The organism is Pedobacter steynii (assembly GCF_900103665.1).
GTDB lineage: Bacteria > Bacteroidota > Bacteroidia > Sphingobacteriales > Sphingobacteriaceae > Pedobacter > Pedobacter steynii.
In genome coordinates, this window is record NZ_FNGY01000001.1 from 647,653 (window position 1) to 673,277 (window position 25,625).

Sequence of the window (25,625 nt, forward strand, 5' to 3'; positions counted from 1 at the left end):
TTGTCTGATGCACTTACAGGAATTCAATAAACTTAAAATTAGCCCAAATTGGACAACATAGTATCTCATCTAGATTTGTAAAAAAAGAACTATAAATTTGCGCCCAGTTGTGGGAAAGAAGTTAATTATTATAAGCTAATTCTTATTAAACCTAAATCCTGACCTATTCTGTTGTGGCTGGTTTTTTAATGCTGAGGGAAATCTCCTCCAGATACCGTATCAGTTCTATGTTATATTTATCCTTCATCCAGGACATGTAAAAGTCTCTGACCACTGCTCTCTCAATTATACCTATAAAAAGACCTAAGCTTCCTAAAATTAGCGTGTAATACAAAAAATTATTCCATAGATCTTCAAATTTCATGTCCTGATTTGCATTATAGGACTTCAAAGACATGCCGAGAATAACGAAAAATATAGCATAGGAGAATTTGAATATTTTATATCTGTATGAAGGTATAGAACCCTGATACTTTAATCCATTGATGATAAAGGCAATATCTTCTCTGTTTAAAGAATCATGACGTATAAATACAGATTTGATTTTATCAACATAGATATCATATGAGAGAACTGGACTACTGATGCGCTGAGTGTGTTGAAATCTCCTTTCCAGTAGTTTCCATTTAGCATCTGACATCTTCATCACAATAAAGATTCCTCCAAATAAGTTGATGAATAGTCCCAGGACTGCGATATAGAATTGTAGACTCTTAAGATCCCGTATACCACAAAAAATAGTGTAGCCCAAGGCAGTAACAAACAGCAGTATTAAAAATATAGTAAGCATCTTTTGCCATAAGCTAAATAATGGATAAATCATCTTATCCCAGCCCAGTTTCTTTGACTGGTCTATGAGTTCTTTTATTAACATTCTATAAAAATAAATAAAATTGGAAACCTGAGTAATTCACGCTGCGGTTCTGCTAGAATTTTCAAATAGTTGCTTTTTGTTGTATGTATAAAGCTAAAAAGTAATGAAGTCTTTGTATATATTACCGATGATTTTTTTTGGAGATTAAGTCTCTCAGTATTTTCAAGCCAAAATTCAATTCCATTTGCATCTTTTGATGATTACTTAAGAATTCTAATGGTGTATCCATCCGAAATGGTCAACATTTATATCTATAGAAGTATATAATATATAAAATTTGAATTCATCTATTATTTTGGATCGGACTTCTAATGAATATGTTAAATATTGGTTTGAATACAATTCTTTTGATGATCAATGGGGTTGTAAAAAATCTTTCGCATCAATGATCGGTAATAATGCATTGTGAAGAGCTGTTCCTCGAAAGGCAGAAAACAGCATGCCTCTGGCTGTAGATATGGAAATGGCATTCAGAGAAAGTAGAAGGCCGTCTGGGATTTTATATATGCCGGATTTATTTTTCATGAATACTTTATCATAATTAGCGATAGAATACCAAAATACTGAGCTTAGACTACCATACCTGATTTCTCCAGCTTTGATTTGTATTTCCAGTTTTAGCCGGACCATTTGGTTTTTATGATTTAAACGACTTTCCACATTCACATCATAATCATAGGTTTCCTTGCTTGTGAAATCTGCAGGTATGCTAAGCTCCGTACCAATAAGCTCGATACTGGATAAATGGTAAAGGATTTCTTGATTTTGTGACTTGCTCATACTTTTGAAAGAGACTTAGGGTCTATATGCTCTATTTTTTCATCCGAAACGGCAAAATGATCACCATGGATTTTAAGTTGGATAAAACTTGGGGTTATGCCTGTCTTTGATTCAAAACTTCCTTGAGTTCGAAATTCAGTAACTTTCGAATACATTTTTGTTATATAGTCGACATCAGTCGGGAGTGCTAGGATGTTCTTTCTTACAATCGGAAAATCGGACCAGAGAGCATATCGACTGATTCCTTGAAACAGATCTTTGACTTCAAAATGTAAAGAAGAAAGTATGGGTTCTTCCGGTTCTGTGAAAAACGCGGACATAGGGATTGCTAGACAACCACTGATATCGCTCAAAGTGTCAATAGTGAAATTGTGTGTACCACTTAGCCACTTGGCAATAACTGATGGATTTCTCCCCAGTTTCTCCGCAAGCTGGCCTTTGGATAATTTTTGCTCGACTAGCTGATCAGCAATCACTCCTGCAACTTTCATTCTGATCCCAATCCGCTGTTGTTCGGCAGGATCAATTTTACCAAGTAGTGATTGTATCAGCGCATTCTCTGTTAATTCTTCCGCCTTATTTATCTTACTCATTTTCGTTAAAATCTAGATCGCCAATTAAATCTTTATAATTTGGGGCCCATCGAATCTCTTTATTAAGTATCCGTTCATATATCATCTCATGTATTTCAATCAGTTCATTTACGCTTTTTGATAAAGCTGGATCCTGTTGCCAGGATCTGATTGACTTACTTTTTGGTCCACCATCGCCCAATATAATGGCAGTGTTACCCATCCTGATACAATAAAGCCGAACCTTAGATCCTGGTCTGTCATACAAAGCGCATACCGAATCTCCAATCTTACCTTCATTCAGCTTGAAATAACCTTCTCTTGCTCCCTCTTTATCCGCCATTAGTTTAATTCTTCCCAGTATATCTTGTACCTCTTTTTCATTGGTAACACTGTTTTTTATCAAAAAGTCATGAAATAATGAAGTGGTTCTGCCTTCAGGTAAAATTGTATATATGGAAGCTTTAGATCCACTCAATGATTCAAGTTTTGTAATTTTAAAGTTCACTTAAATATACAATTTTATTCGGTTTTCGGGATAAATTTAACGAAATTTTACTTATAAATAAAATTTCTGACAATTCTAGAGGCTGTTAGACTCTTGGAATTCAGGTCTAATCTATATAAAATTTGGAAGTTTATACTTTTAAATTACCATTGAAGTTGAAATCTACGGATATGTTCGGAGCCTCAATTCATCAGGTAGTCTGTCTTCCTTCTGATTACAATCTAGACTGGTTGTAGATTTAGAAAAAATGGGTTCCCCTCAAAAATTCTTTGTGGTTGAACTACCAGAGTTATACACTGATATCAAAAAGATCATATCTCATTCGATTTAGGACAAATGGTGCAGCAGATTACAGCCAAAGAAGCGGATCATTTATTCACCGGTGGGAGGTAGATCATCATCTGGTTGATTTCTTCTATTGCCAACTTTTTTGAGAACATCATACATCACTACCCCAAATACACCAGACAAGAAAAACATAGTGTAGGCAGGTATATCTAAAATTATTCTATCTGACATATAGTGAGCGATTAACGTGAGGTCACCCAGGCAAAAACAGATGAGTATATTAACTAAGAGTGTTTCATACAATTTTACATCATAGGCACGGTAGCTATTGCTAATAACTTCTTTCAATAATAGGATTGCAAATATCCCGCAAGTAAAAATGACTCCAAAACTAGTGGTAATAAAAATCAACTTTAAAAAGTCTGTAGTTGCGAAGAAATTAGGATATGTGTTAATACCTAACACTAGAGGTATACCCATACAATGAACAGCTAATAGAGTAAGACTTAAAGTTTTAAGAATTGGGATTTCTAGAATCCAGGGTTTTTCCATCTGAGCGTAATTTATATAAGTGTAAAGTTAAGTAATTACTTATATAATATTTAGTTAAAGGAATGATCACATTAGTACAGCAGTCATACCTGACTTGTGATGCTATATTTAAAATAACTCAGGGTATTCAGTTTCAATAAGCTTCCCTAAGATAGATAGGATATCGGTGTAGATACTTTGACCACCCACTACTGTCCATCCGTTAAACCCGTGAAATTTAATTAAGCTTTCACGTCCATCTGCTGACACTTGAACCAATAAAAGAATCCCTATGAGATTCTTTTATTGGTGTAACAAGAAAGTTTAAATCAGTCTGACTAAATTGGAAGGATATTTTTTTTGTCTCTAGTTCATTTTCCATTGAGCGCATTTTTCCTGAAGGTCACATATAAAAATGAATCATTTAAAGATTTCTTTTCAACATCAACCAAAAGATATCCGTAACACTAAATATTTGGAGGTTATCAATGAAAATTTTAAAAATTAAGCCTTAAAAAAGGAGATAAAGGCGAGTTATTGTTGATAAGGAAGTGCTGGAGTTTGATCATTGGGTAACTTAGCTTAATTAGTATCTTTAATAAATTACGAACGCTCATGTCTACACCAGTAAATCACCATTATGTATCCGAATGTCACCTTAAAGAGTTCTTTAATACCCAGGAGAAGCGCATTTATCTTTATGATAAGGAAATCAACAATTTTTATCATAAGCCTGGCACAAAAAAGATTTTTAGTTTAAATAACCTCAATACCCGTTTGGTTGGCGATGTTATTGATCAGCAGTCCATGGAATATGAACTTAGGGTAATGTTTGAGGATAATTTTTCCAAGCATATTCAATCGATAAAACGACTTTATGATGATCACTCGCTAATTGGTACTATCTATAATGACTTGAATTTTTTGGCCCTGATGGCTCTTGTCGGTGAGTACCGAAATCCACATTATAAAAAGGGGCTGGATAATGCATTGGCCTCTTTTGATGAACATTTCAAAAGTGCGGGAGGAATAGTTGAGCAGAAGTTAAAACATGATCAGGTGCTTTATTCAAACCTTAAAGGCTACATAGATATAGCCACAAAAATGTTAATGAAAATGGACCCGATGACCTTTGCCATAGTATCGATTAAATCAGCCGATCATTTTATTGTCCCTGATACATCCGGTTTTTTGATTAGAGAAAATTTTGAAACTGGACGGGTAATTCAGCTTGGTTTACCAATATCTGATAAACTTTTTATACTTGGCAGGTCTGTTGCAATGGGACATTATCCGACGACACTTGTGGAAATCAAAGACCAGAATAGCGAAGTCGTTTTCAGGATTAATTCTGACTTGGTCAACTATGCTTATAAAACCGTTGCCTGCAAGAATGAGGGCTTTTTAAGAAAAACGATTAAACGAATGCGTAAAGTCGGATTTATCGGGCAGCATTTTTTCGAGGCAACCATTGGATCACCAGCAAAAGCTTAATATCCAAATCGAGAGTTTTTATATGGTTTTGGTTCGTTAAAACCATTATTTATTGTAAATCATCAAATATATTGTAGGTTGCTCAATAGACTGATTATATTGGAATAAATATGTGTAATTATGTCTAATACTTTATACACTCAAACCTATCTCGAGAGTATTATAAGCGGCAAAATCGAGGAAAGCCAAATGCTTGAATTTAAGGCTAGTGGCGCTTTGTCCACCAAGGATACCGCGAAAAAGGAGATCTCGAAAGACATTTCCGCGTTTGCTAATGCTGGAGGGGGAATTATTATCTATGGGCTTAAAGAGAATCCTTCTAACAGGCACCTAGTAGGTGAGATTGATCCTATTGACAGGAAAACCATATCAAAAGAGTGGCTGGAGGCTATCATTCAAAGTACAATACAGCCCCGGTTAATCAGTTATGAAATTTTTCCGATTATTATAGACGATGATGATGACAAAGTCGTATATGTTGTAGATATAAAACAAAGTGTTACTGCCCACCAAGCGCTTGATCATCGTTACTACAGGCGATACAATTTCAACGTACAGCCGATGAATGATTATGAGATCAGGGATGTATTTAACCGGACAAAACACCCTTCTTTAGCGATCGAGTTTGAAATAAATACAAATGGCATTGACTTTCAGAGGACTACCAGCTTTTTGAAAGTTTTTGCAAGAAATACAGGCAGCGTTTTAGCACAGTATATCAACTGTTATCTACAGATCCCTGTGTGTTTATTGGCCAATCCCAGGGAATTGGATCAGGAAATTGCGGAACGATTTGGTGACAATACCATACGTGACCTTATTGATGTCAAAACCTGGGGACCGGGCTTGGCTCCAACTTATACTTATGGACCCTCGCGTTACGATCCGCTTCTACCCCGACTAAGAACAAAACTAGATTTTTCCGAAATTGAGCTGGCTACCAGACCTATTGATTCATCACAGAGCATAAAATGGACGGTCTATGCAGACAACGCAGAGCCGATCAGTGGCGTTATCGCTATAAATACAATTCAGGTAAATTATAATTCAGATTTGATTTCCTAAGGTATAATAGAAATAATTACATCTCTCCCTGGTGTCTAGTCGCCATTATTTAAACCAAAAGTTAACTAGGGATCCTTGAGTTTTGTCATTGGAAAGCTTATTGTTGTCGTCGTTCAGATGACACCTTGTATCCTGGTATTTCCGAGGTGTCATTAACGAAATGAACTCTTATTGGAGTATCGGCTCTTATCATTGGAAAGTATTGATGGGTCTGATCCATCTCGCAGTAATATTCAATGAGATCGGAACCAGCTTTAATCTTATTAAAAATCGATTCTTCAAGTAGAATATTCAAGAAAGCAGATTCGATTTCATTAGGTTTACCTATTGACTGCTTTTGATGAATGATCTTGTCGCGGATTTCTTTGAGTTTCTTGAAGTTTTCCCAAAATGGCAGTGTTTTCGGACTTTCTACGTTTAGAATCTCAGGTAAAACTTTTCCAACTTTTTCTTCAGTGGGCATCCACTTTTCTATTGCAGTTTTATCCCAAATTTCTGTGATGCCCTTTCCATTTTTTTTTGTGATCGTATAGTCTTCTGGAATTGCTACGTTACAGATCGCTTCAATTGCAGAATAGATCATGATAATGCAGGATTGCACACTCTCGAAATAATCATACAGTTGACAGAGTTCCTCGGGCTTTATCACGTAAATTAAACCTGGTTTCAATTTGGCTTTTATTAGCGTACAGTAGATTGATTCTGCTACTGAGTATTCTTTTCTTGCTTTGTTGAGAAACATTGCGACGCCATTTGGTGTGAAAAAACTAATGCCGCTGTCCTTGGTCAGCATAAACACTGAGGTCTGATGACTTTGATAGACAAAAGTACTTTTTTCCACTAGGTAGGCTTTTGGTCTTACCATTCTAAAATCAGGTAGGGCAACGGGTGAATATACTTTTTTGTCGTCCATTTTTAGCGGTTATAAATTCTTTCAGTGTTTTAAATTAAGCGGGAAGCCGTTTATTCAAATATACACAACCAACCAAGCCTGTTATATAATCCTCAAAAATAAAAGTAAGATGGTTTGTTTAGAGTTTTTTTGCGAGAGGTTTTTTTCTAGTGATGGAAAGAATCTCAATCTTATCTGAGATTATGCGTTGTTAATAGTCTGTCGCTCTAAAAATGGTTAGATTTATTATACAAAAAGGGGATAAATACGGGTATAATTGGTGTGTAGAATCAATGATTTTGAATGTTTTTGAAGTCTAAACTCAGCCTTAAATGTGTTTTAATGAGGTTTTTTATGTTTGACGCTTAACGTAATTAATTTACTTAAATTTTATTCTATATTTAAATTAAAGGTCCCAGGGAATAAGGGAGGAGTCCTGAGTCTTAAAGAAAGGATGTAAAGGAGCTTGACAACTGTCTAAAAGTTAAGTGGTAACCCCTGGCGGTGATGAATGTTTGACAGGGAAATAAAATTGGAATATTGATTTAGCTTAACTATTTTAGTACAAATAATATAACTGGATATGGCAAATTTACTTTGGATAATTTTGGAACTCCTCTTGGGTTTCACACAGCCAAAATCAAAAGAATCAACTAGCAGCCCATTGCTAGGGGTAATTGTCGTTTCTGTTTTGTTATTGGTAGTAATCCTTATTTATCGTCATCATCCGGAATCTACATCCAAAGATTGGTACAGAAATGCTAATCTTTATTAGCGGAAACAGTCCTTCTCCAGTTGCCTTGATCTATGCCAGGTTGATTTTGCATTAAATGTTGATTTACCCTGAAAAACACCATCCTTGCTAGGAGTTGACACGTTTTCTATTATTGGAGAAGGAAACATGAAATCAATTTGCATCTAGAGGCCTTTGCTCCACTGCGAACAAGCTACTGATCAGTCCAAACCCTATTACTGAGAATTTAGATTCCTGCAAAATAAGCTTTAGTCTTAAAAAACTAATCGGTTTAAACATTTTTTATACTTTAGTTTAGCGCATGAAATCATGCGTTAGTGCTGAGAATCATTGGCTTCGACAATTGTGATTCCATGAATTCCAGGAAATTTAACTCCTGCTGAATTTAAAGAGCAATCTTTTATTTGTACTAATTCTAAATAGGTATATATTTGCTGCGCATTTCAGCGAAGCAATGGATACACGGTCTAACAGACGGAACATTTATGAGGATGATTCTTTTAAAGAATTATACAAACTGCATTGGAGCAGGATATACCGTTTGTGTTTGTATTATTGCGCTGATCAATCTGATGCAAAGGATATGACCCAAAATATTTTTGTGTCGGTTTGGGAAAGGGAACTGGTTTTTCCGGAGCCGAAAGCTGCAGAGGTATTTTTAAGTAAAGCCGCACGTTTCCAGGTGTTGAAATATCATCGTGATAAAAAACTGAAACAGCCTGTTACCGAACAGACCGGGTATGAAGATAAGGTTGAAGTCTTACGCTATAATCCCGAAACGTTGTATACGTTAAAAGAGTTTTCTCTCCAGATTCATGATCAGGTAGATGCACTCCAGGAACCTGGCCGGACAATTTTCATTTTAAGCCGCATGCAGGAAAAGACTTATCGGGAGATTGGCATGGAGTTAGGTATTGCCGTAAAGACGGTGGAGAAGCATATGAGCAAGGCTCTTTTTCAGTTGCGATCAGTGCTGATTCCCCATACGCTGTTCACTAAAAAATAAAATTATTCTATTATTTTCTTTTTGCCGTAGGGTATCGCCTTACTCATGGTATCTATTAACATGAATAAGTTAAATCCTGACCTTGTAAAGCGTTATGCAGAGGGAGCTTGTAGTGATGCCGAAAAGGCGGAGGTAGAGCACTGGCTTGAATTTGGAGATAATGATTTGGAATCTGAATTTATGGATACCGGGCTGGAGCAGGAAATATGGGTAGGGATTACGGAAAAAATCACCCCGATTTCTGCTACCTCTGATTTTTGGGGCTATCTTTCTGTTGCCGCCGCAGCCTGCCTAATCCTGGTCTGTGGTTTTTTCTTGTTCAAATCTGATGTTGCTCCTGAACAATTGGCAGCAATGAAAACTTATGAGGTTCCGGTAGGCAGGCGGGTCACCTTGTGGCTTTCGGATTCTAGTTCTGTGATTTTAGCTGGTGGAAGTGTATTTCGTTCGCCGCAATCTTTTGCCGGTAAAAGCAGGGAGGTAAACCTCATTTCCGGGGAGGCTTTTTTTAGTATCGCTCATAATCCGGCTAAGCCTTTCATTGTGCATACTTCCGGTTCTCAGGTTAGGGTATTGGGTACCAAATTCAATATAGAAAATTTACAGGGGTCGTCCAGGCTTGCCGTTACTTTGTCGGAGGGTAGTATCCGTTTTAAGGGAGCGTCTGGGACGTCGCATATTTTGAAGCCAGGTCAGCAACTTTCTTTTGATAAGGTTAAGCACAGGATTACTGCTGTCTTACAGGTTGTCCCGGAGCAGGTGAGTAGTTGGAAGGAGGGGACTTTGTGGTTTGAGCAAACGCCGTTATTTGAGGTGATTGTCAAATTGGAGCAGTACTATGGGGTGAGGTTTAAAAATCCTGAACATTTGGACCTGAGTGTCCTGGTTACAGCCAGGTTTAAGGAACAGGCACTTTCCAGGGTTTTGTTACTCATGGAGAATTTTTCTGAGTTGAAGTTCAAACAGCGCGGAGAGGAGATTGAGATTTATAAAGCATTATAATATTTGAAACAATAATTAATATCATATATGAGCAGAGCCAGCAATAAGGGTAGTCCGTAGCGGTTGTTAGTATAAGAAGCCACCGGCCGTGCGCTAACACGCCGGTAGCAGAAATTACCATCAATCTTGCAATTAATGAATAAATACAAAAATATGAATTTAAAACTACGTTCAGCGCTCTCGATGTGCTTAACGATTTCGTTACTGAGTGTCTTTTCGATCGCCAAAGGGCAAAATAATCCGGATCAGGTGGTTTCCATTACGCCAAAAACTTTAGCTGTTCGTGCTGTTTTTGAGCAGCTTAGTCAGCAGTCAGGTCTCAATTTTATGCATGCCGGAATAGATGCTTTATTGGATAAAAATATTACACTGGATCCTGCCTCCGGTACTTTGAAGAATATATTAAACCAGTTGTCTGTTAAATCGGGTCTTCGTTTCAGTGCGACGGGAAACGATATTGCGGTGCGCCAGCAGAGTAAGGGCAGCATTAACGGAACGGTGTATACAAAGGATGGTGAGCCGGCCCGTTTGGTTACCGTAACTATCCGTGGCTTACGCAGTACTGGGGTGGATGCCAGGGGGAATTATGCGTTTAAAAATATTCCTGCAGGAACTTATACGGTAACAGCTACCTATGTAGGTTTACAAACTGGCAGCAAAATTGTTCAGGTAGGTTCAGCTGAGGCAGTAAAAGTAGATTTTGTTATGAATGAGAGCAAGCAGGATCTAAAAGAAGTGGTCGTGAACGGCGCAAAGGTGAATAAATACGGGCGCAAAGAAAGCGAATTTGTTGCCCGTTTGCCAATTGCCAATCTGGAAAATCCTCAGGTTTATAGTGTGGTTAGAAAGGAGTTGATTACCATTCAGATGGCGACTACGCTGGATGAGTCTTACAAGAATATTCCCGGGGCGGTAGTGAGCAGGTCTGGAGCCGGTATGCCTGCGGTAACTGCGCGTGGCTTCACGACCAATGACAATATCCGTAATGGAATGGCAACCTGGTTGAAAACCAATATTGACCCTGTTACTGTGGAACGTGTAGAATCCATTAAAGGCCCTTCTTCCACTTTATTTGGCTCGGCGATGGTATCTTTTGGCGGTCTTGTAAATTATGTGATCAAAAGGCCCTATGAAACTTTTGGAGGAGAGATCAGTTATAGCCAGGGTAGTTTTGATTTGAGCAGGTTTACCGCGGATGTGAACTTACCATTGAATGCTGACAAGTCGTTGTTGTTCCGTGTAACCGGGGCAATGCATAAGGAGAACTCCTTTCAGGATCAGGGTTTCCAAAACTTACAAGTGGTTTCGCCGAGTTTGACGTATCAGGTCAATGACCGTTTAAAGCTTACTTTAGATGCTGATATTACCAGGGTTAAAGGTACGTCTTCCATTTTACTAACCGTGCCAACTGGCTTATTCAATGGCAAGAGTTTTAAAGATTTGCCAATTGATTACAAGCAGAGTTTGATCGACAATTCACTGGCGAGTCAGAACCAGGTTTCCAATAATGTATTTGCACAGGCGGAATACAAGATTTCAGAGAACTGGAAGTCTCAGACCAATTATGCCTATTCACTGGGTACGTATGACCAGTTTAACCAGTTCAATTATTCCTGGATAAATGAGACCAAGATTTCAAGAAAGATCAGCCTCTGGATGCCGGATAAATGGGGACGCAAGCAAGTGCAACAGAATTTTACAGGCGACTTCAAAGCAGGGCCGATACGTAACCGTTTGGTAGTAGGCCTGGATTACATGTCACAGTATCGGCAGATGCACTTCGGGGTAATTACGCTGGATGAAATTGATTTAACGAAGAATATCCCGAATATAAGTTTGCCTCAGGCAAATAATCTTTTTGCGGCTTTGAATCCGCCAACACAAAATTTCAGGCAGGATACGTATAGTGTGTATGCTTCTGATCTGATCAATTTTACGGATCAGTTTATGGCAATGTTGAGCTTACGTGCAGATCGATTTATCAATAAGGGTACGCGTAATAATGCCAATAGTAATGTGATAGGGGACTATAAACAAACAGCCTATTCCCCGAAACTGGGCTTAATTTACCAACCAATAAAAGATCAGGTATCAATTTTTATGAATTATCAGAATGGTTTTAAGAATCTGGCAAATGCGACACAGCCTGACGGGACGATCAGCACTTTTAAGCCACAACAGGCAAATCAGATTGAAGGTGGGATAAAGCTGGATCTGTTTGGTAAAAGACTGAATGTAACCTTAAGTTATTACAACATTGATGTGAAGAACTCGACCAGATTTGAAAATCGTGGCGGTCAGAATTTTCTGATCCAGGATGGTACCCAGCGAAGTAAAGGAGTAGATTTTGAATTGATCGCCAATCCGGCAGAAGGTTTGAACATTGTGGCTGGTTATGGCTACAACGAGAATAAATATACCAAAGGTTCTAATTTAATCTTAGGCAGAAGGGCCACACAAACCCCTGCCAATGTTGGGAATTTATGGATCAATTACTCGGTTTCAACAGGCATGCTAAAGGGCTTTGGTTTAGGGGTAGGTGGAAACTATGTTTCCCAATCTTATTTTGCCAACACCCTGATGGCCGGAACCACCGCTGGTACCTTTACAGAATATACCTTTATCCTGCCATCATATACCTTTATAGACGCAGCAGCTTTTTATGATCAGCCAAAATTCAGGATCAGTTTGAAAGCTAATAACATAGGTAATGTAAAATCATGGGCTATTGATGGAAGAGCGCAAAAACCGTCGAATTACTTAGCAGGGATTGCATTCAAATTCTAAATATATCTCTTAAGTATCATATAAAGAGCGAATCTCAGCAATGAAATTCGCTTTTTTTGTTCGTACAAGGCAATTATTACTCGTGAACGGTACATTATTGGAATGGTATATGCTATAATATGTATCTGTATCATTATATTTAAATTAAAACGGCAATTGACAGTAATTTTCTGTTGCCGGTTCCAGGACTGATAAATCATAAAAATGAAAAAAGAGATTGAAAAATACCTGGCTGTTCCGGGCAAGAAAGTTTTATTAAAAGACTACCAAACCAGTTACAACGGTGATCAGGAAAAAGAAGATGGAAAACAGGAGCTGGAAGAAATTAAAGAAAAGCTAAGTAAACTACAGGAAACACTCTATGCGTCCAATACTCATTCTGTTCTTATTCTTTTTCAGGCGATGGATGCGGCAGGAAAAGACAGTGCAATCTCTCATGTGATGTCGGGTCTAAACCCACAGGGATGTCAGGTATACAGTTTTAAAGCCCCGACGTCCGAAGAATATGAGCATGACTTTCTATGGCGCCACTATAAAGCATTACCCGAAAGAGGCCGGATCGGTATTCATAACAGGTCACACTATGAGAATGTACTCGTTTGTAAAGTCCATCCGGAGTATGTGCTGAACGAAAATATTCCAGGTTATCAGGACGTCAGGAATATAGACGACAAGTTTTGGAAAAACAGATATGAAAGTATCCGAAACTTCGAAAAACACATCTCTGACAATGGGACTGCAATCATCAAAATCTTCTTAAACGTTTCCAAAGACGAACAAAAATCACGATTCCTGGATCGCATCAATGATCCTGCGAAAAACTGGAAGTTTTCCTCCACAGATATTACAGAGCGGGGGAGATGGAAGGAATATATGGAAGCCTATGAAATGGCGATAGAAGAGACTTCTACCGAACAGGCCCCATGGTATATTATTCCTGCTGATAAAAAGTGGCACGCAAGGTTGGCAATCAGTCAGATTCTTGAAGAACATTTTACCCGGTTGGATCTTAAGTTCCCGGTGCTTGCGGAAGCAGAAATGAAAAAACTGGCTGAAATAAAGGAAGCGCTTCTTCAAGATTAACAGAAAAAAGAAGCAATCTATTCGATGGCTGAAATCTTTGCCCTGAAGGGGTCAAATCTTTCTATGCCCTCTCACAGAATGCATCTTTTTTCTGAATAGCATGATGCTTACCTGTTAGTTGGAAATACAACTGGCTATTGGTAGGTAATAAAAGATTCGACATGTTGTTTTATAATATACCGGATTTAGGTAATTGCTATGGCTTTTTAATCGTTTGCTGGCTAGCTTGTGGGTTTTCAGAAAAAAGATGCGTATTATGAAAAGACATAGAAAGATTTGACCCCTTCAGGGCAAAGATTTCAGTCTTTGAATAAAATGCTTCTTTTTTCATTAAATAGACGACTTAATAGGCCAGTTTAAATTTGCTCAGGTCTGGGGTTCTGTCACGTTTCCTTTCCAATTCATATTGATAAATGATGCGCCCTATATTTCCCATGAAAGGATAACAAACCGTCTCATATTCATATTTATTGTCATTATAAATGCCATCATCATTCGATTGGATCACTGCGGTAAGGAAGAACTCTACTTTATTTTTCAGGTCTACGATGTAAGCGTTGTCAATGATGAAGCCATAGGAATCTCCGTATTTGTTGAATATTCTGATGTTGGGTTCAATGACTGCATCCTTTTCCCTGCCATAATACAGCATTTTTGCATAGGCAGGCCAGAATTCTGTAGCATTATAAGATGGGTAAATGCTTTCGGTGGGTAACTTGCTCATTTGGGTGTAGATGAGTTTATAATCTTCTGCGGTTAAGTTGAACCTTTCGTTTTCCGGAAATGCTTCAGGGCTGATGAGCTTCCTCATCATGGCTTGCTGATCGGAAATGCTAAAAGCATTTTTATTTTCCAGGTTAAAGGGCTTGTTGATCAGCTGTTCTGTACTGTCCATATATCCTTTTCCCATGACGGTATTGGTCAGTTGAAGGGGATATTCTTTGGGGTCATTCTGCTCTGGTTGAGTATAGATCAGCGTGTTTTTATGATAGAATTTGATGGGGTTGGTATGCTTTGCTGCTTCACCTGAATCGCCGATGGCCAGTCTGTTTAGTATCCTGCTGTCGTTGAAGCCATGTTTTTTTAGTTTTGCATTGATTTCCGCACGTCCAATGAATTCAAAGAGACGGTTAAATGCATCATTATCGCTGGTCAGCAAGATCTTTTTGATATAATGTTCTACAGCAGGAAGGCCGTCTGCAGCTGTGCTGTCTTTGGATACTTTTGTTTGTCCGGCATAGGCCGAATCTGTGATCATGGTGTTTTTGGAGCTAAGGTCTTTTACTTTTAGCTTCAGGTCATTGATTTTTTCCAGGGCAAAGATGACTGCAGCGAGTTTTACAGTGCTGGCAGGATAGAAGTACCTGTGGTTATCCAGGTTATAGCTATAGCTTTTGAAGCTGGGGATGTTTTTATTGTTTCTGTTTACCTGTGTATATAATAATTGTACCTGATTCTTTTGCGGGTGGTTCAGTATATTGGAGAAGAGCTCTGGATTGTTGCGCATCAATTGTTCGATGAGGACAGTATCAGGCTGTTGGGCCATGGTATTCAGGCTGAACATCAGGATGAGCAGGGTGGGGATTTTCGTCTTCATCGTTGTCGTATTATTATTGTCTTATTGTTAAACGAATGGTAGTCCTAAGATAGCAAGGAAATGCTAAATAGCAGATCAATTCTAAAAGTTTGTTGTTAGCTGGATATTTGAGTACCTTTGCCTCGCTTTTTGGTTCCTGGTGGTAGCATCGGGATTAAAAGGGAATACGGTGTGATTCCGTAACTGTCCCGCAGCTGTAAGCTCCATAACGGTATTCAAATCGAAGCCACTTGTCTGATCCGGAATTTTCCGGTGAAAGATTGGGAAGGCAGAATATCCGGGAGTAAGTCAGAAGACCTGCCAATAGGTGTAATATTTCATAGCTTTCGGGGATTGAAGCTTGGAGTGAGTGCTTGTTTTTTGTATTTCATTTCCTTGATCTAACTGTTTGCTGTGGGTAATAACTCACAACAAAAATGAGAAGAAACAATTTTACCATTAAAGGTATAAACCCTTGTTTTTTTACTTTCCTGGCCATCAGCTGGCTTGGGGGAATTATGCCCTTAAATTTACTGGCACAGCGGGATTCAGTAAAATTATCCAGGAGAGACTCCCTGGAGAAGGTAAACCAGTTGAAAGAGGTACAGATCAGAACGATAAAAATCACCAGACGTCAAACGTCTTCTACTCCCTTGCAAATTCTTTCCGGTGCGGATCTGGAAAAGCTGAACAGCCTTTCCGTTGCAGATGCGGTCCGTTTCTTTTCCGGCGTACAACTTAAAGACTACGGAGGTATTGGTGGGTTGAAGACCATCAATGTCCGCAGTATCGGGACCAATCATACCGCTGTATTTTACGATGGGGTTCAGCTTGGGAATGCGCAGAACGGACAAGTAGACCTTGGGAAGTTTTCGCTGGATAATATTGAAGAGATTGAATTGTATAACGGACAGAAGAGTAATGTTTTTCAATCTGCGAAAAGCTTTGCTTCGGCAAGCTCTTTATACCTGAAAGCCAGAACGCCCAGTTTTGAAGATGGCAGGAGTAACCGGATTAAAGGAGTCTTCAGAACAGGTTCCTTTGGGCTGGTCAACCCTTCGCTATTGTGGCAGACAAAAATAACCGATCATACTTACAGTACCGTTAGTGCTGAATTTAAGAAAGCCAATGGGCGATATAAATTCCGTTCTACAAATGGTGCCTGGGATACTACCGGAGTAAGGACTGATGGTGATGTCGAGTCCATGAGATTGGAACTGGGGCTGAACGGAGTTCTTCGGGATAGCAGTAAATGGAGTGTTAAGTTGTATGGTTATAAAGACAATCACGGTTTACCTGGGGCTATAGTTGCCAACGTATGGCACTTTTCTCAGCGTCAGTGGAATCGGAATTTCTTTGTACAGTCTGCTTATGAAAAGAACATAGGAAAGTATAGCCTGATGGCTACTGTGAAATATTCAAACGATTATTTACGTTACCTGGATCCGAATATTGTAACGACAGACGGACTTTTGAACAATAAGTATCATCAGCAGGAATTGTACCTTTCGTTGGCAAATAAACTAAAAATCAATGATTTCTGGGACGTAGTTTGGTCAACAGATTATCAGATTAATGATATGAACGCCAATCTTTACCGTTTTGCCTATCCGACCAGAAACACTTTTTTAAATGTACTGGCTACACAACTTCATTTCGAGAGACTGGACATCCAGGCAAATCTGCTAAGTACTTTAACCTACGATAAGGTGAAAAGCGGGCCTGCATCCGGGAACAGGAATGAGCTTACACCAACTGTAATGGTGTCCTGGCAGCCATTTGACCAAAAGGAATTTAGAATCCGTTCTTTTTACAAAAGCATATTCCGGATGCCAACATTTAATGACCTGTACTATACCTTTTATCAGTTTAGGGTGCTTAAGCCGGAGTATACCAAACAATATGATCTCGGTTTTACTTATATAAAAGGATACGAAGATCAGGCATTAACCCAGTTTTCTATACAGGCGGATGCTTATTTTAATAAGGTTAAAGATAAAATCGTTGCCGTTCCGGGAACCTCACAGGCCATGTGGAGTATGAGAAACCTTGGAAAAGTAGAGGTGAAAGGTCTGGATGTAAATATGCAGTCTTCCTGGCAGCTCAATAAAGATCTGAGCCTGAATGCCGGCCTTAGTTATACCTACCAGCAGGCCCGGGATTCAGATCCTGCTTCAACGACTTATAACGAACAGATCCCGTACGTCCCTTTACACAACATTACTTTTCTGGCCAGTGCAGCCTATAAAAATTTCGCATTGAATTACAGTTACCTGTATACTGGCGAACGTTATGACCAGTCTGCGAATATTGCGGTCAATTATGTACAACCTTTTTATACACATGATCTCGCCATACATTATAATGCCATGATCCAGAAAAGGAAAGTTAAGGTTACCGCAGAATTGAACAACCTTTTAAACCAACCATATGAGGTGATTACGAATTATCCAATGCCTGGCCGTTCGTATCGTTTTAGCTTGACTTATGATTATTGACATGAAGAAAATCGGATATAAATTTCAAAATGCATTCACACTTTTGCTGTTAGTAATGGCGCTGATGAGTGCTTGTCGAAAAGATCTTCAACCACCGAAGGAAGAAAAGGAATATTTATTTCCGCCAAGACCTAATGACCCTATTAAAGGTATTTATTTGGTCAACGAAGGCAACATGGGAATGAACAAAGCTTCTCTTGACTTTATAGACTTTGAAGCCGGACAATATAGAAGGAATATCTACAGCGAAGCCAACCCATTACAGGTAAAAGGCCTTGGAGATGTGGGCAATGATGCAGGAGTGTATGGTTCTAAACTATATATCGTTGTTAATATTTCTAATAAGGTGGAGGTGTTAGACGCGAAAACGGGTAAGCGCATCAAGCAAATTGACATCACCAATTGCCGGTACATCACCTTTAATAAAGGTAAGGCTTATGTAAGTGCTTACTTAGGTCAGGTTGGGAATCCTGCAGAACCGAATGGAATTGTCGCAGAAATCGATACGACTACTTTGGCAGAAGTAAAAAGGGTGAAAGTGGGACGGCAGCCGGAGGAAATGGCGATTGTTAACGATAAGTTATATGTAGCCAACTCAGGAGGTTACAGCCCCAACAATTATGAACGTACCGTTTCAGTTATTGATTTGAACTCCTTTACAGAAACAAAAAGAATTGATGTTGCAATCAATCTTCACCGTTTAAAGGCGGATAGATTTGGCGACCTGTACGTAACTTCCAGAGGGGATTATCTGGATATCAATTCCAAGTTATTTGTGATCGATACAAAGACAGATCAGGTAAAACTACAATATGATATTGCAGTGAGTAATTTAACGATCAGTAATGACGTTGTTTATTTCTATGGTTCTGAATGGAGCCATCATACCGGAAAGATGACCGTTTCTTATGGTATGCTGGATGTGATCAGTAAGAAAGTGCTGGACAAAAAATTTATTACAGACGGAACGGATAATAATATCGTGATCCCTTATGGAATTGCTGTGAATCCTTTTACGAAAGAAGTATTTGTAACCGATGCAGGGAATTATGTTTCACCGGGAATACTGTATTGCTTTAGTCCGGAAGGGGTAAAGAAATGGAAGGTGACAACGGGAGATATCCCAGCTCATTTTGCTTTTGTTTACAGGTAAAGAAGGCGTTAAAGATGACACAATTAAATCATTATAAATCAAACACAATGAATACTAAACATTATTTGAGTATCACGCTTTTGGCAAGTGTATTATGGTTTGGATGTAAAAAGGACCGGAAAATTGAAACTCCTGTTGTTCCTGAAAGTAATCAGTTTGTGACCAGTTTAGTCGAGTATGCGCCTGCACCTGGTCAGTTTATCAATCTTTCCCTGGGCAGCATGTCGGCGGCAAAGAGCATTTTAGGAAAAGAGGGGCTGGTAAGTCTGGGCGCCTGGGGCGGATACATTGTTCTTGGATTTGACCATACCGTGCTTAACCGAAAGGATCTTGCAGACTTAATGATAAAAGGAAACGCACAGTCAAATTTTGCGGAACCAGGAATCGTATGGGTGATGAAAGACGACAATAAAAACGGTAAAGCTGACGATACCTGGTATGAGATCGCAGGAAGTGAATTTGGTAAAACAGGGTATTTACGGAATTACGAAGTGACTTATACAAGACCTGTGCCCAGTACAGGAGATGTTAGCTGGAAAGACAATCAGGGAAATACAGGAATAGTAGGCGCGAATACTGTTCATAGCCAATCTTATTATCCGGACTGGCTTAGTAACACTGAACTCACCTTAAAAGGTTCATTACTTCCATCATCTAATATCAATATGACAAATCCAGGGCTGATTACAAGTATGCCTTTCGCATCAGGATATGCAGATAACCTGGTATCCGGAGATGCAATTGACATTTCAAATGCGGTAGATAAAGATGGGAAAAGTGTGGTCTTATCGGGCATAGACTTTATCAAAATCCAAACGGGTATTCAGGCAAACCTGAAAGCCGTAGGGGAGCTTTCTACAGAGATTTCAAGTGTCGCAGACCTGAGTCTTGTTAAATAAATGTACACAACCTAAACATTATAAAAATATAGAATATGAAACTAAACATTACTTTAAAATCTATTTTACTTGCCACAGTTCTGATGGCTGGTTTTTCTTCTTGTAAGAAGGATAAAATGCCCGATATCGTACCAGGTCCGGTTTCTACCCTTGGTGTATATGTGCTGAATGAAGGATATTATTCAGCTACTCCGGGAACAAATAACAGTAGCATCAGCTATTATGATATTGCCGCAAAAACAGTAGAAAAGGATTATTTTAAGAAGCAGAATTCTACTTCTCTGGGTACAAATGCAAATGATTTACAGCAATATGGCAGCAAGTTGTATTGTGTCATTGTGGGTACAACTAAGGCAGCAAAAGATTCTTATCTGGAAGTAATGAGTCTTGCTACCGGAAAATCCATTAAACGTATTTCTTTGTCGGATGCAACAGAAGGCTTTCTGCCAAGATATGTGGTCTTCAATAAAAACAAGGCTTATGTATCTTCTTACGATGGCAAGATCACTAAAATTGATACGGCAAGTTTGGCGGTCGAGTCCAGAGTCCTTGTTGGCGGTGCATTGGAGCAAATGGCGATTGTCAATAATAAATTATACGTGGTAAATTCTGCTCATTTCCAATATGGAACGGCAGACAATGCTTCTGTATCGGTCGTAGATTTAAATACTTTTAGCAAGTCGAAGTCTATCCCTGTAGGGTTTAATCCTACAAATATTTCAGCGACCAATACTGGAGATCTGTTTGTGATTACGAAAGGTAATTATGCTGATCTTAAGCCTACTGTAGATAAAATAAGCAGTGTTACTGATACTAAAGTGGCCTCAAATGATAAAATTAGTCTGGAGTTTTTGGCGATTGATGGCGCTAAAGCTTATGCGATCAGTGGTACTTGGCCAACTTATACCCTTAAACAGTTTAATCTTGGTACTAACGAATTGGGGGTAGATTTTATTAAAGATAACACAAAGATTGGTACGCCTTATGGACTGACTGTAAATTCATTAAGTCAGGATGTTTTCTTTGGTGATTCCGATGCTTCTCAATTTTTCTGTTTTGGTGCTGATGGCATAAAGAAATTCTCTTTTGACACAGGACTTATGCCTAAGCTTGCTGCATTCAGATACGGCTATAAATAATTTGTTTTAACAAAAAATACTGCGCGCTCAAACACACACACAAATGAAACGATCATGATCTCGCAGATCACATCACGAAATGAACCTCGGGATCATGATCGCTTCATAACCGATGAAAACAACTATATCCCAATGAAAATTAAACATTACCTCATTCTTGCGCTATTAGGTTTTAGCGTCCTGACATCTTGTAAAAAGGATGAAGAAGAAAAACCGGCACCAGCTGTGAAGATGGGCATCACTGATAAAGAGTTAAACGGAAAAGTAAATGAAAAAATCGCCTTCTCAGCAAGTATTGAGAATGGGGTATCCGTGGAACAGACCTGGACGCTTGATGGCGTGATCAAAACCACAGAAAGTTCATTTGCATTTACACCTCCTAAATCAGGAATTTATAACATTACCTATACCGCAAAAGCTGAAACAGGGTCATTTACTTATGTTTATGTTTTAAATGTAGGTGTACCTACGGTCCCTGCCACACCTGGCAGCAGTAGCTTTGTCACCAGGTTATTGGAATATAACCCTGCACCGGGACAGTTTATCAATAAAGCACCCGGAAACCTGGTCAGTGCCCAGGGAATATTGGGCAAAAAGGGAATGGTAACCCTTGGTGCCTGGGGTGGATATATCGTCCTTGGTTTCGACCATACGGTGATCAATGAAGTCAACAAAGACGATATTATGGTCTATGGAAACCCAATGCCAAACTTTGCCGAGCCGGGAATTATCTGGGTGATGCAGGATGAAAACGGAAATGGATTGGCGGATGATACCTGGTATGAAATCGCAGGCAGTGAATTCAATAAGCCTGGCTATAAACGGGATTACTCCGTTACCTATACCAAGCCGAATCCGGTTACTGCCGATGTTCCATGGAAAGACAGCGATGGCAATACAGGAGTCGTTAAAACCAATACTTTTCACAAGCAGTCTTATTTTCCGGAATGGGTAACAGGTAATGAATATACCTTGAAAGGTTCAAGATTGCCATCTACAGGGATTGATATGACTGTTCCGACCTATATCACCAGCGCTCCATTTGCATGGGGTTATGCAGATAATACGGCTGGCGGCGATAAAATCGACATTGCAAAAGCAGTAGATAAAGATGGTAAAGTTGTGGCGCTCGGTGGAATTGATTTTATCAAGATCCAGACGGCAATACAGGCCAATATGGGCTGGTTAGGTGAATTATCTACGGAAGTGATAGGTGTAGAAGACCTAAGCCTTGTGAAAGCGAATTAAACGAATACAAATACACCACAATCATAAATGAGAATAAAACAATTTAAAGGAATAGCAGCAGCAGTAATTTTAACCGCTGCACTATTCTCGTGCAAGAAAGATAGTGCTCCGGTAGCAGAGCAGGAAGTGAACCCGGTAAAGGGTAAATATGAAGATGGATTTTTTATCATCAATGAAGGATGGTTTGGTCATGGTACCGGATCTGTCAGCTTTTTTGACGCCGCATCTGCGAGTTTGAAGGATAGTATTTTTCAGAAAGAAAATCCTGGAAAGGGATTTGAACCAACGAGTTCTACAGTTCAGTTTGGAACGATGTTCAAAAACAATTTATACATAGTGAGCAAGGCCAAGGGGCCGGTTGTCGTTGCCGATGCAAAAACGATGAAAGAAGTGGGACGAATCCCTGCTTCCTCGGAGTACGACTGGCGTGCATTTGTCGGAATAGATGATAACAATGGTCTTTTGAGCAGTTCTGATGGAATTTACCTGGTTAACCTTAAAACCTATAAACCAATGATGCGTCTGTTGGGTGCCAAAGGACAGACAGGAGATATGTTAAAAGCAGAAAATTATGTCTATGCACTATCTCAGTCTGATGGCGCGGTGATTTATAATGTTGCTGATTATTCTGTGGCGAAAAAGATCAAAGGGGTAACCCTTGGTTTTGCCAGAACACCTAACGGTAAGGTTTGGTACACCGCTGGTAAATATCTTTACCAATCGGATCCTAAAACTTTAGCAACGGATAGCGTAGAACTTCCATTTACGCCAAATACCACCTGGTCTACCTGGTATTCTTCACCTATCACTGCTTCAAGTACAGAAAATACGGTATTCTTAGTTAAGGCCAATAGCTGGGGTGGAGGAAAAACTGTATATAGATATATCAACGGTAATAAGGCTTCTTTGGATCAGCCATTTATCACCACCCCGGATAAACAATCCTTTTATAAAAATAACATAGGCTACTATGCTAAGACAGATGAGCTGGTTACAGGAACTGTTCAGGATGGTTTCGGAGCAAACTTCCTGGTGAATAAGCTTTATTTCCACAATGCCAAAACAGGCGTACTGAATAAAACCATTACCTATGGGGAATACTATTTCCCGGCGATGTTTGTATTTCACTAAGGCCAATAAATGAATGAAAAACGGGGAAATTCCACAACAGGGATTTCCCCGTTTTATTATCCGATAGAAAAAATATAACTTTGCTATATAATTTAAATGAACATGTCTGAATCTAAATTCAATCCGCGTACGATGATCTTGCTATTGATTATCATCTTTGTCAGCATTATCCGTGTTGCAGCTCCATTTTCCGGTGACTTTAAAGTGATCGCTAATTTCTCTGCAGTAGGGGCTATCGCTTTATTCGGAGGGGCATACTTCAATAACAATGTGAAGGCCTTTGCTTTTCCATTACTGGTTTTATTACTGAGCGATATTTTCATCGCGAAAACTTCAGGTTACGGGTTTTTCTATGGCGGATGGTATTGGACGTATATCGCGTTCATCCTGATGGTAGTCGTAGGTAAAGTAATGATGAATAAAGTGACGGTATTAAGTTTTATCGGTTCTGCAGTTGTGGCTGTTCTTATACACTGGATCGTTAGTGACATCAGTGCGATGTATGTTCCAGGTTTATACCCACCTACGTTTGCTGGTTACATTGCCTGTTTAACCGCAGCTATTCCATATGAGAAGAGCTTCCTTTACGGAACCGTTGCTTACGGAGCAGTGATGTTTGGTGCTTTTGAAATGCTTAAAGCTAAATATCCATATTTGAGTTTAACGAATAGCAGAATAGCCGCTTAGTCAGCTATCCTATAAATTGAATCCCGGGATTCCCATGAGCCATCATGAGGAACCCGGGATTTTTTTATGCTTTTTTATTTCCTGAACCATGGCTATCCACTCCGGGCCAATAAAGCCATGTCTCAACTGCATATCTTTTTTTAACTTCTTTTTAGGATTTCGGAATTAGATTTTTCGATTTAGCATTGTTCTTTTGCTGGTGTTTTAAAATGCTGACGATCAGTATTTAATGTTCTGTTTGAATATTGTTTTTAACCTAAGTTATTTTTGCTAACTTCCCTAGTGTAACCAATAACTTACATTAAGCTTAATATCTTGAACCATGGGGGAAGACTCAGATATAGCAATTTTGGAAGGGTTGAAAGCAGGTGGGGGACAGCGAAGAATTTTTGAACGGGATTTGTACAAAACCTTCTTTTATTTTATCCATCAAGGCACAAAAAAGTACGGTATGGCTGAAGAAGATGCGGCCAGCGCATATTCTGATACCATTATCAGCATCATTGATAACATCGTCAAAGGTAGTTTCGAGGGGCGTTCTGCCCTCAAATCTTATGGCTATAAAATATTTTCCAACAAATGTGTTGACCTTTTAAGGAAAGATGCGACTAATAAAAGAAAGGTAAATCAAGCCATGCCGATCGACAGCCTGGTGTATGAGCTGCCTGATCAGGCGAGAACTGCGGTTCAGCAACTCCTGATGAAGGAAGAACGGCAGTACCTGATGCAGAAGCTGATCGCGCTGGGAGAGAAATGCAGGCAGATCTTACTTTTTTTTGAAGATGGATATAGCGACAAAGATATTGCAGGCTTTATGGAATACAACTCCCCTGATGTGGTAAAAACCAGTCGCCTGCGTTGTCTGGAAAGACTAAAGAAAAACGTTAATGTGGAACAAACGCTAAGATGAACAATTCATTACATATCATAGAAGCCTATTTTGAAGGATTACTCCCTATAGAGGAGCGTGGGGCCTTTGAAGAACGTTGTGTTAACGATGTTGATTTTGCAGCAGAGGTAGCGGGCTATATTTCTATGAGAGATACGATCCGGCAGCACCTGGAAGCCGAAAAAAGAGCGGAATTTGCCTTGCTTTATGCCGAATTGGCTCCTGTCCGGAATTCAACGAAAGTAGGAATACGGATTAGAAAGCTTTCAATTTACCTAGCTGCGGCCTGTATTATGCTGGTGTTTGGCTGGTTCCTGCTATGGAAAACAGCCCATGAAACACAGTTATCTGAGGATTACATTGCGGCCAACTTTAGTACACTCGGGCTGAATATGGGAGGAGCAGAAACAACAGATCAGTTGCAAAAAGGGATTGCGGCTTTCAATGCTAAGAAGTATGAGGAAGCAGCACAGATCTTCAGCGCCATGACCGGACCGGGGAGGACTGAGCCGGAAGCCGTTAAAAATTTGGGAATCACCTACCTCGTTTCCCACAAGTATGAAGATGCCATTGTGCAGTTCGACCGCCTGGCGGATTATGACTTGTACAGTAACCCAGGTCTTTTTTATAAAGCACTGGTCCTGATGAAAAGATCTGCCGGCAATGACAAAGAAATCGCAAAAAAACTCTTGAAAGAAGTGGTTGACCGCAATCTGGCAGGCAGTAAAGAAGCAGAAATTTGGTTACAAAAATTATAAACATCCCTATT

Annotated in this window: 23 protein-coding genes and 1 riboswitch; of the genes, 15 read left to right on the forward strand and 8 right to left on the reverse strand. The window is 39.3% G+C overall.

Features of this window, described 5'->3' with window-relative positions; translation table 11 throughout:
• Positions 1 to 163: 163 nt before the first annotated feature.
• From BLQ87_RS02525 to BLQ87_RS02545, 5 genes are all read right to left on the reverse strand, one after another.
• The gene (locus BLQ87_RS02525) at positions 164 to 874 is read right to left on the reverse strand and encodes a hypothetical protein (protein WP_074604546.1); all 711 of its coding nucleotides are present in this window, start codon (positions 872 to 874) and stop codon (positions 164 to 166) included.
• A gap of 354 nt (positions 875 to 1,228) precedes the next feature.
• Positions 1,229 to 1,654 carry a hypothetical protein gene (locus BLQ87_RS02530; protein WP_074604547.1) on the reverse strand — a complete coding sequence of 142 codons (426 nt, stop codon included), beginning with the start codon at positions 1,652 to 1,654 and terminating at the stop codon, positions 1,229 to 1,231.
• On the reverse strand, positions 1,651 to 2,247 hold the full coding sequence (locus BLQ87_RS02535) for a helix-turn-helix domain-containing protein (protein WP_074604548.1): 597 nt from the start codon (positions 2,245 to 2,247) through the stop codon (positions 1,651 to 1,653). Before BLQ87_RS02535 ends, BLQ87_RS02530 begins: the two co-directional genes overlap by 4 nt.
• On the reverse strand, positions 2,240 to 2,734 hold the full coding sequence (locus tag BLQ87_RS02540) for a hypothetical protein (protein WP_074604549.1): 495 nt from the start codon (positions 2,732 to 2,734) through the stop codon (positions 2,240 to 2,242). The genes BLQ87_RS02535 and BLQ87_RS02540 overlap by 8 nt, the downstream gene beginning before the upstream one ends.
• 372 nt (positions 2,735 to 3,106) lie before the next feature.
• Entirely contained in the window at positions 3,107 to 3,574 is a 468-nt protein-coding gene (locus tag BLQ87_RS02545; RefSeq protein ID WP_074604550.1) for a hypothetical protein, read from the reverse strand.
• Between the two features lie 594 nt (positions 3,575 to 4,168).
• Here BLQ87_RS02545 and BLQ87_RS02550 point away from each other — a divergent pair.
• Both BLQ87_RS02550 and BLQ87_RS02555 read left to right on the forward strand, forming a co-directional pair.
• On the forward strand, positions 4,169 to 5,047 hold the full coding sequence (locus BLQ87_RS02550; RefSeq protein WP_074604551.1) for a DUF4238 domain-containing protein: 879 nt from the start codon (positions 4,169 to 4,171) through the stop codon (positions 5,045 to 5,047).
• Between the two features lie 120 nt (positions 5,048 to 5,167).
• Entirely contained in the window at positions 5,168 to 6,112 is a 945-nt protein-coding gene (locus BLQ87_RS02555; protein WP_074604552.1) for an AlbA family DNA-binding domain-containing protein, read from the forward strand.
• A 97-nt stretch (positions 6,113 to 6,209) separates the two neighbouring features.
• Here BLQ87_RS02555 and BLQ87_RS02560 read toward each other — a convergent pair whose 3' ends face one another.
• Positions 6,210 to 7,025: a hypothetical protein gene (locus BLQ87_RS02560; protein ID WP_074604553.1), complete on the reverse strand. Its 816-nt coding sequence runs from the start codon at positions 7,023 to 7,025 to the stop codon at positions 6,210 to 6,212.
• A gap of 1,187 nt (positions 7,026 to 8,212) precedes the next feature.
• Between BLQ87_RS02560 and BLQ87_RS02565 the strand changes: the two genes are divergently transcribed.
• The 4 genes from BLQ87_RS02565 to BLQ87_RS02580 all read left to right on the forward strand — a co-directional run bounded on the left by BLQ87_RS02565 (position 8,213) and on the right by BLQ87_RS02580 (position 13,636).
• Positions 8,213 to 8,764, forward strand: coding sequence for a sigma-70 family RNA polymerase sigma factor (locus tag BLQ87_RS02565; protein WP_074604554.1), 552 nt, complete (start codon positions 8,213 to 8,215; stop codon positions 8,762 to 8,764).
• A gap of 60 nt (positions 8,765 to 8,824) precedes the next feature.
• Positions 8,825 to 9,766 (forward strand): FecR family protein, encoded by a 942-nt coding sequence (locus BLQ87_RS02570; RefSeq protein ID WP_172664800.1) that lies wholly within the window; start codon positions 8,825 to 8,827, stop codon positions 9,764 to 9,766.
• A 153-nt stretch (positions 9,767 to 9,919) separates the two neighbouring features.
• Positions 9,920 to 12,553, forward strand: coding sequence for a TonB-dependent receptor (locus tag BLQ87_RS02575; RefSeq protein ID WP_172664801.1), 2,634 nt, complete (start codon positions 9,920 to 9,922; stop codon positions 12,551 to 12,553).
• Positions 12,554 to 12,757: 204 nt separating this feature from the next.
• Positions 12,758 to 13,636, forward strand: coding sequence for a polyphosphate kinase 2 family protein (locus tag BLQ87_RS02580; protein ID WP_074604556.1), 879 nt, complete (start codon positions 12,758 to 12,760; stop codon positions 13,634 to 13,636).
• 196 nt (positions 13,637 to 13,832) lie between these two features.
• On the opposite strand, the gene BLQ87_RS34160 is transcribed toward BLQ87_RS02580, so the two are convergent.
• Both BLQ87_RS34160 and BLQ87_RS02585 read right to left on the reverse strand, forming a co-directional pair.
• A complete protein-coding gene (locus BLQ87_RS34160; protein ID WP_262502357.1) occupies positions 13,833 to 13,967 on the reverse strand; it encodes a hypothetical protein in 135 nt (44 codons plus the stop codon).
• Positions 13,968 to 13,979: 12 nt separating this feature from the next.
• Positions 13,980 to 15,233, reverse strand: a complete 1,254-nt coding sequence (locus tag BLQ87_RS02585) for a serine hydrolase (protein ID WP_074604557.1) — start codon at positions 15,231 to 15,233, stop codon at positions 13,980 to 13,982.
• Positions 15,234 to 15,346: 113 nt separating this feature from the next.
• A riboswitch (cobalamin riboswitch) is annotated at positions 15,347 to 15,552 on the forward strand.
• A 97-nt stretch (positions 15,553 to 15,649) separates the two neighbouring features.
• On the opposite strand from BLQ87_RS02585, the gene BLQ87_RS02590 reads away from it, so the two are divergent.
• From BLQ87_RS02590 to BLQ87_RS02630, 9 genes are all read left to right on the forward strand, one after another.
• Positions 15,650 to 17,710 carry a TonB-dependent receptor gene (locus BLQ87_RS02590; RefSeq protein WP_074604558.1) on the forward strand — a complete coding sequence of 687 codons (2,061 nt, stop codon included), beginning with the start codon at positions 15,650 to 15,652 and terminating at the stop codon, positions 17,708 to 17,710.
• 1 nt (position 17,711) lies between these two features.
• Positions 17,712 to 18,863, forward strand: coding sequence for a YncE family protein (locus BLQ87_RS02595; RefSeq protein ID WP_245723781.1), 1,152 nt, complete (start codon positions 17,712 to 17,714; stop codon positions 18,861 to 18,863).
• Positions 18,864 to 18,910: 47 nt separating this feature from the next.
• Positions 18,911 to 19,762: a cell surface protein gene (locus tag BLQ87_RS02600; protein WP_143010310.1), complete on the forward strand. Its 852-nt coding sequence runs from the start codon at positions 18,911 to 18,913 to the stop codon at positions 19,760 to 19,762.
• A gap of 35 nt (positions 19,763 to 19,797) precedes the next feature.
• The gene (locus tag BLQ87_RS02605; RefSeq protein WP_074604560.1) at positions 19,798 to 20,901 is read left to right on the forward strand and encodes a YncE family protein; all 1,104 of its coding nucleotides are present in this window, start codon (positions 19,798 to 19,800) and stop codon (positions 20,899 to 20,901) included.
• A gap of 132 nt (positions 20,902 to 21,033) precedes the next feature.
• The gene (locus BLQ87_RS02610) at positions 21,034 to 22,149 is read left to right on the forward strand and encodes a PKD domain-containing protein (RefSeq protein WP_074604561.1); all 1,116 of its coding nucleotides are present in this window, start codon (positions 21,034 to 21,036) and stop codon (positions 22,147 to 22,149) included.
• Positions 22,150 to 22,176: 27 nt separating this feature from the next.
• Entirely contained in the window at positions 22,177 to 23,280 is a 1,104-nt protein-coding gene (locus BLQ87_RS02615) for a DUF5074 domain-containing protein (RefSeq protein ID WP_074604562.1), read from the forward strand.
• Between the two features lie 102 nt (positions 23,281 to 23,382).
• Positions 23,383 to 23,967, forward strand: a complete 585-nt coding sequence (locus BLQ87_RS02620) for a DUF6580 family putative transport protein (RefSeq protein ID WP_074604563.1) — start codon at positions 23,383 to 23,385, stop codon at positions 23,965 to 23,967.
• A gap of 322 nt (positions 23,968 to 24,289) precedes the next feature.
• Entirely contained in the window at positions 24,290 to 24,877 is a 588-nt protein-coding gene (locus BLQ87_RS02625; RefSeq protein WP_074604564.1) for an RNA polymerase sigma factor, read from the forward strand.
• On the forward strand, positions 24,874 to 25,614 hold the full coding sequence (locus BLQ87_RS02630; protein ID WP_074604565.1) for a hypothetical protein: 741 nt from the start codon (positions 24,874 to 24,876) through the stop codon (positions 25,612 to 25,614). Before BLQ87_RS02625 ends, BLQ87_RS02630 begins: the two co-directional genes overlap by 4 nt.
• Positions 25,615 to 25,625: the final 11 nt, after the last annotated feature.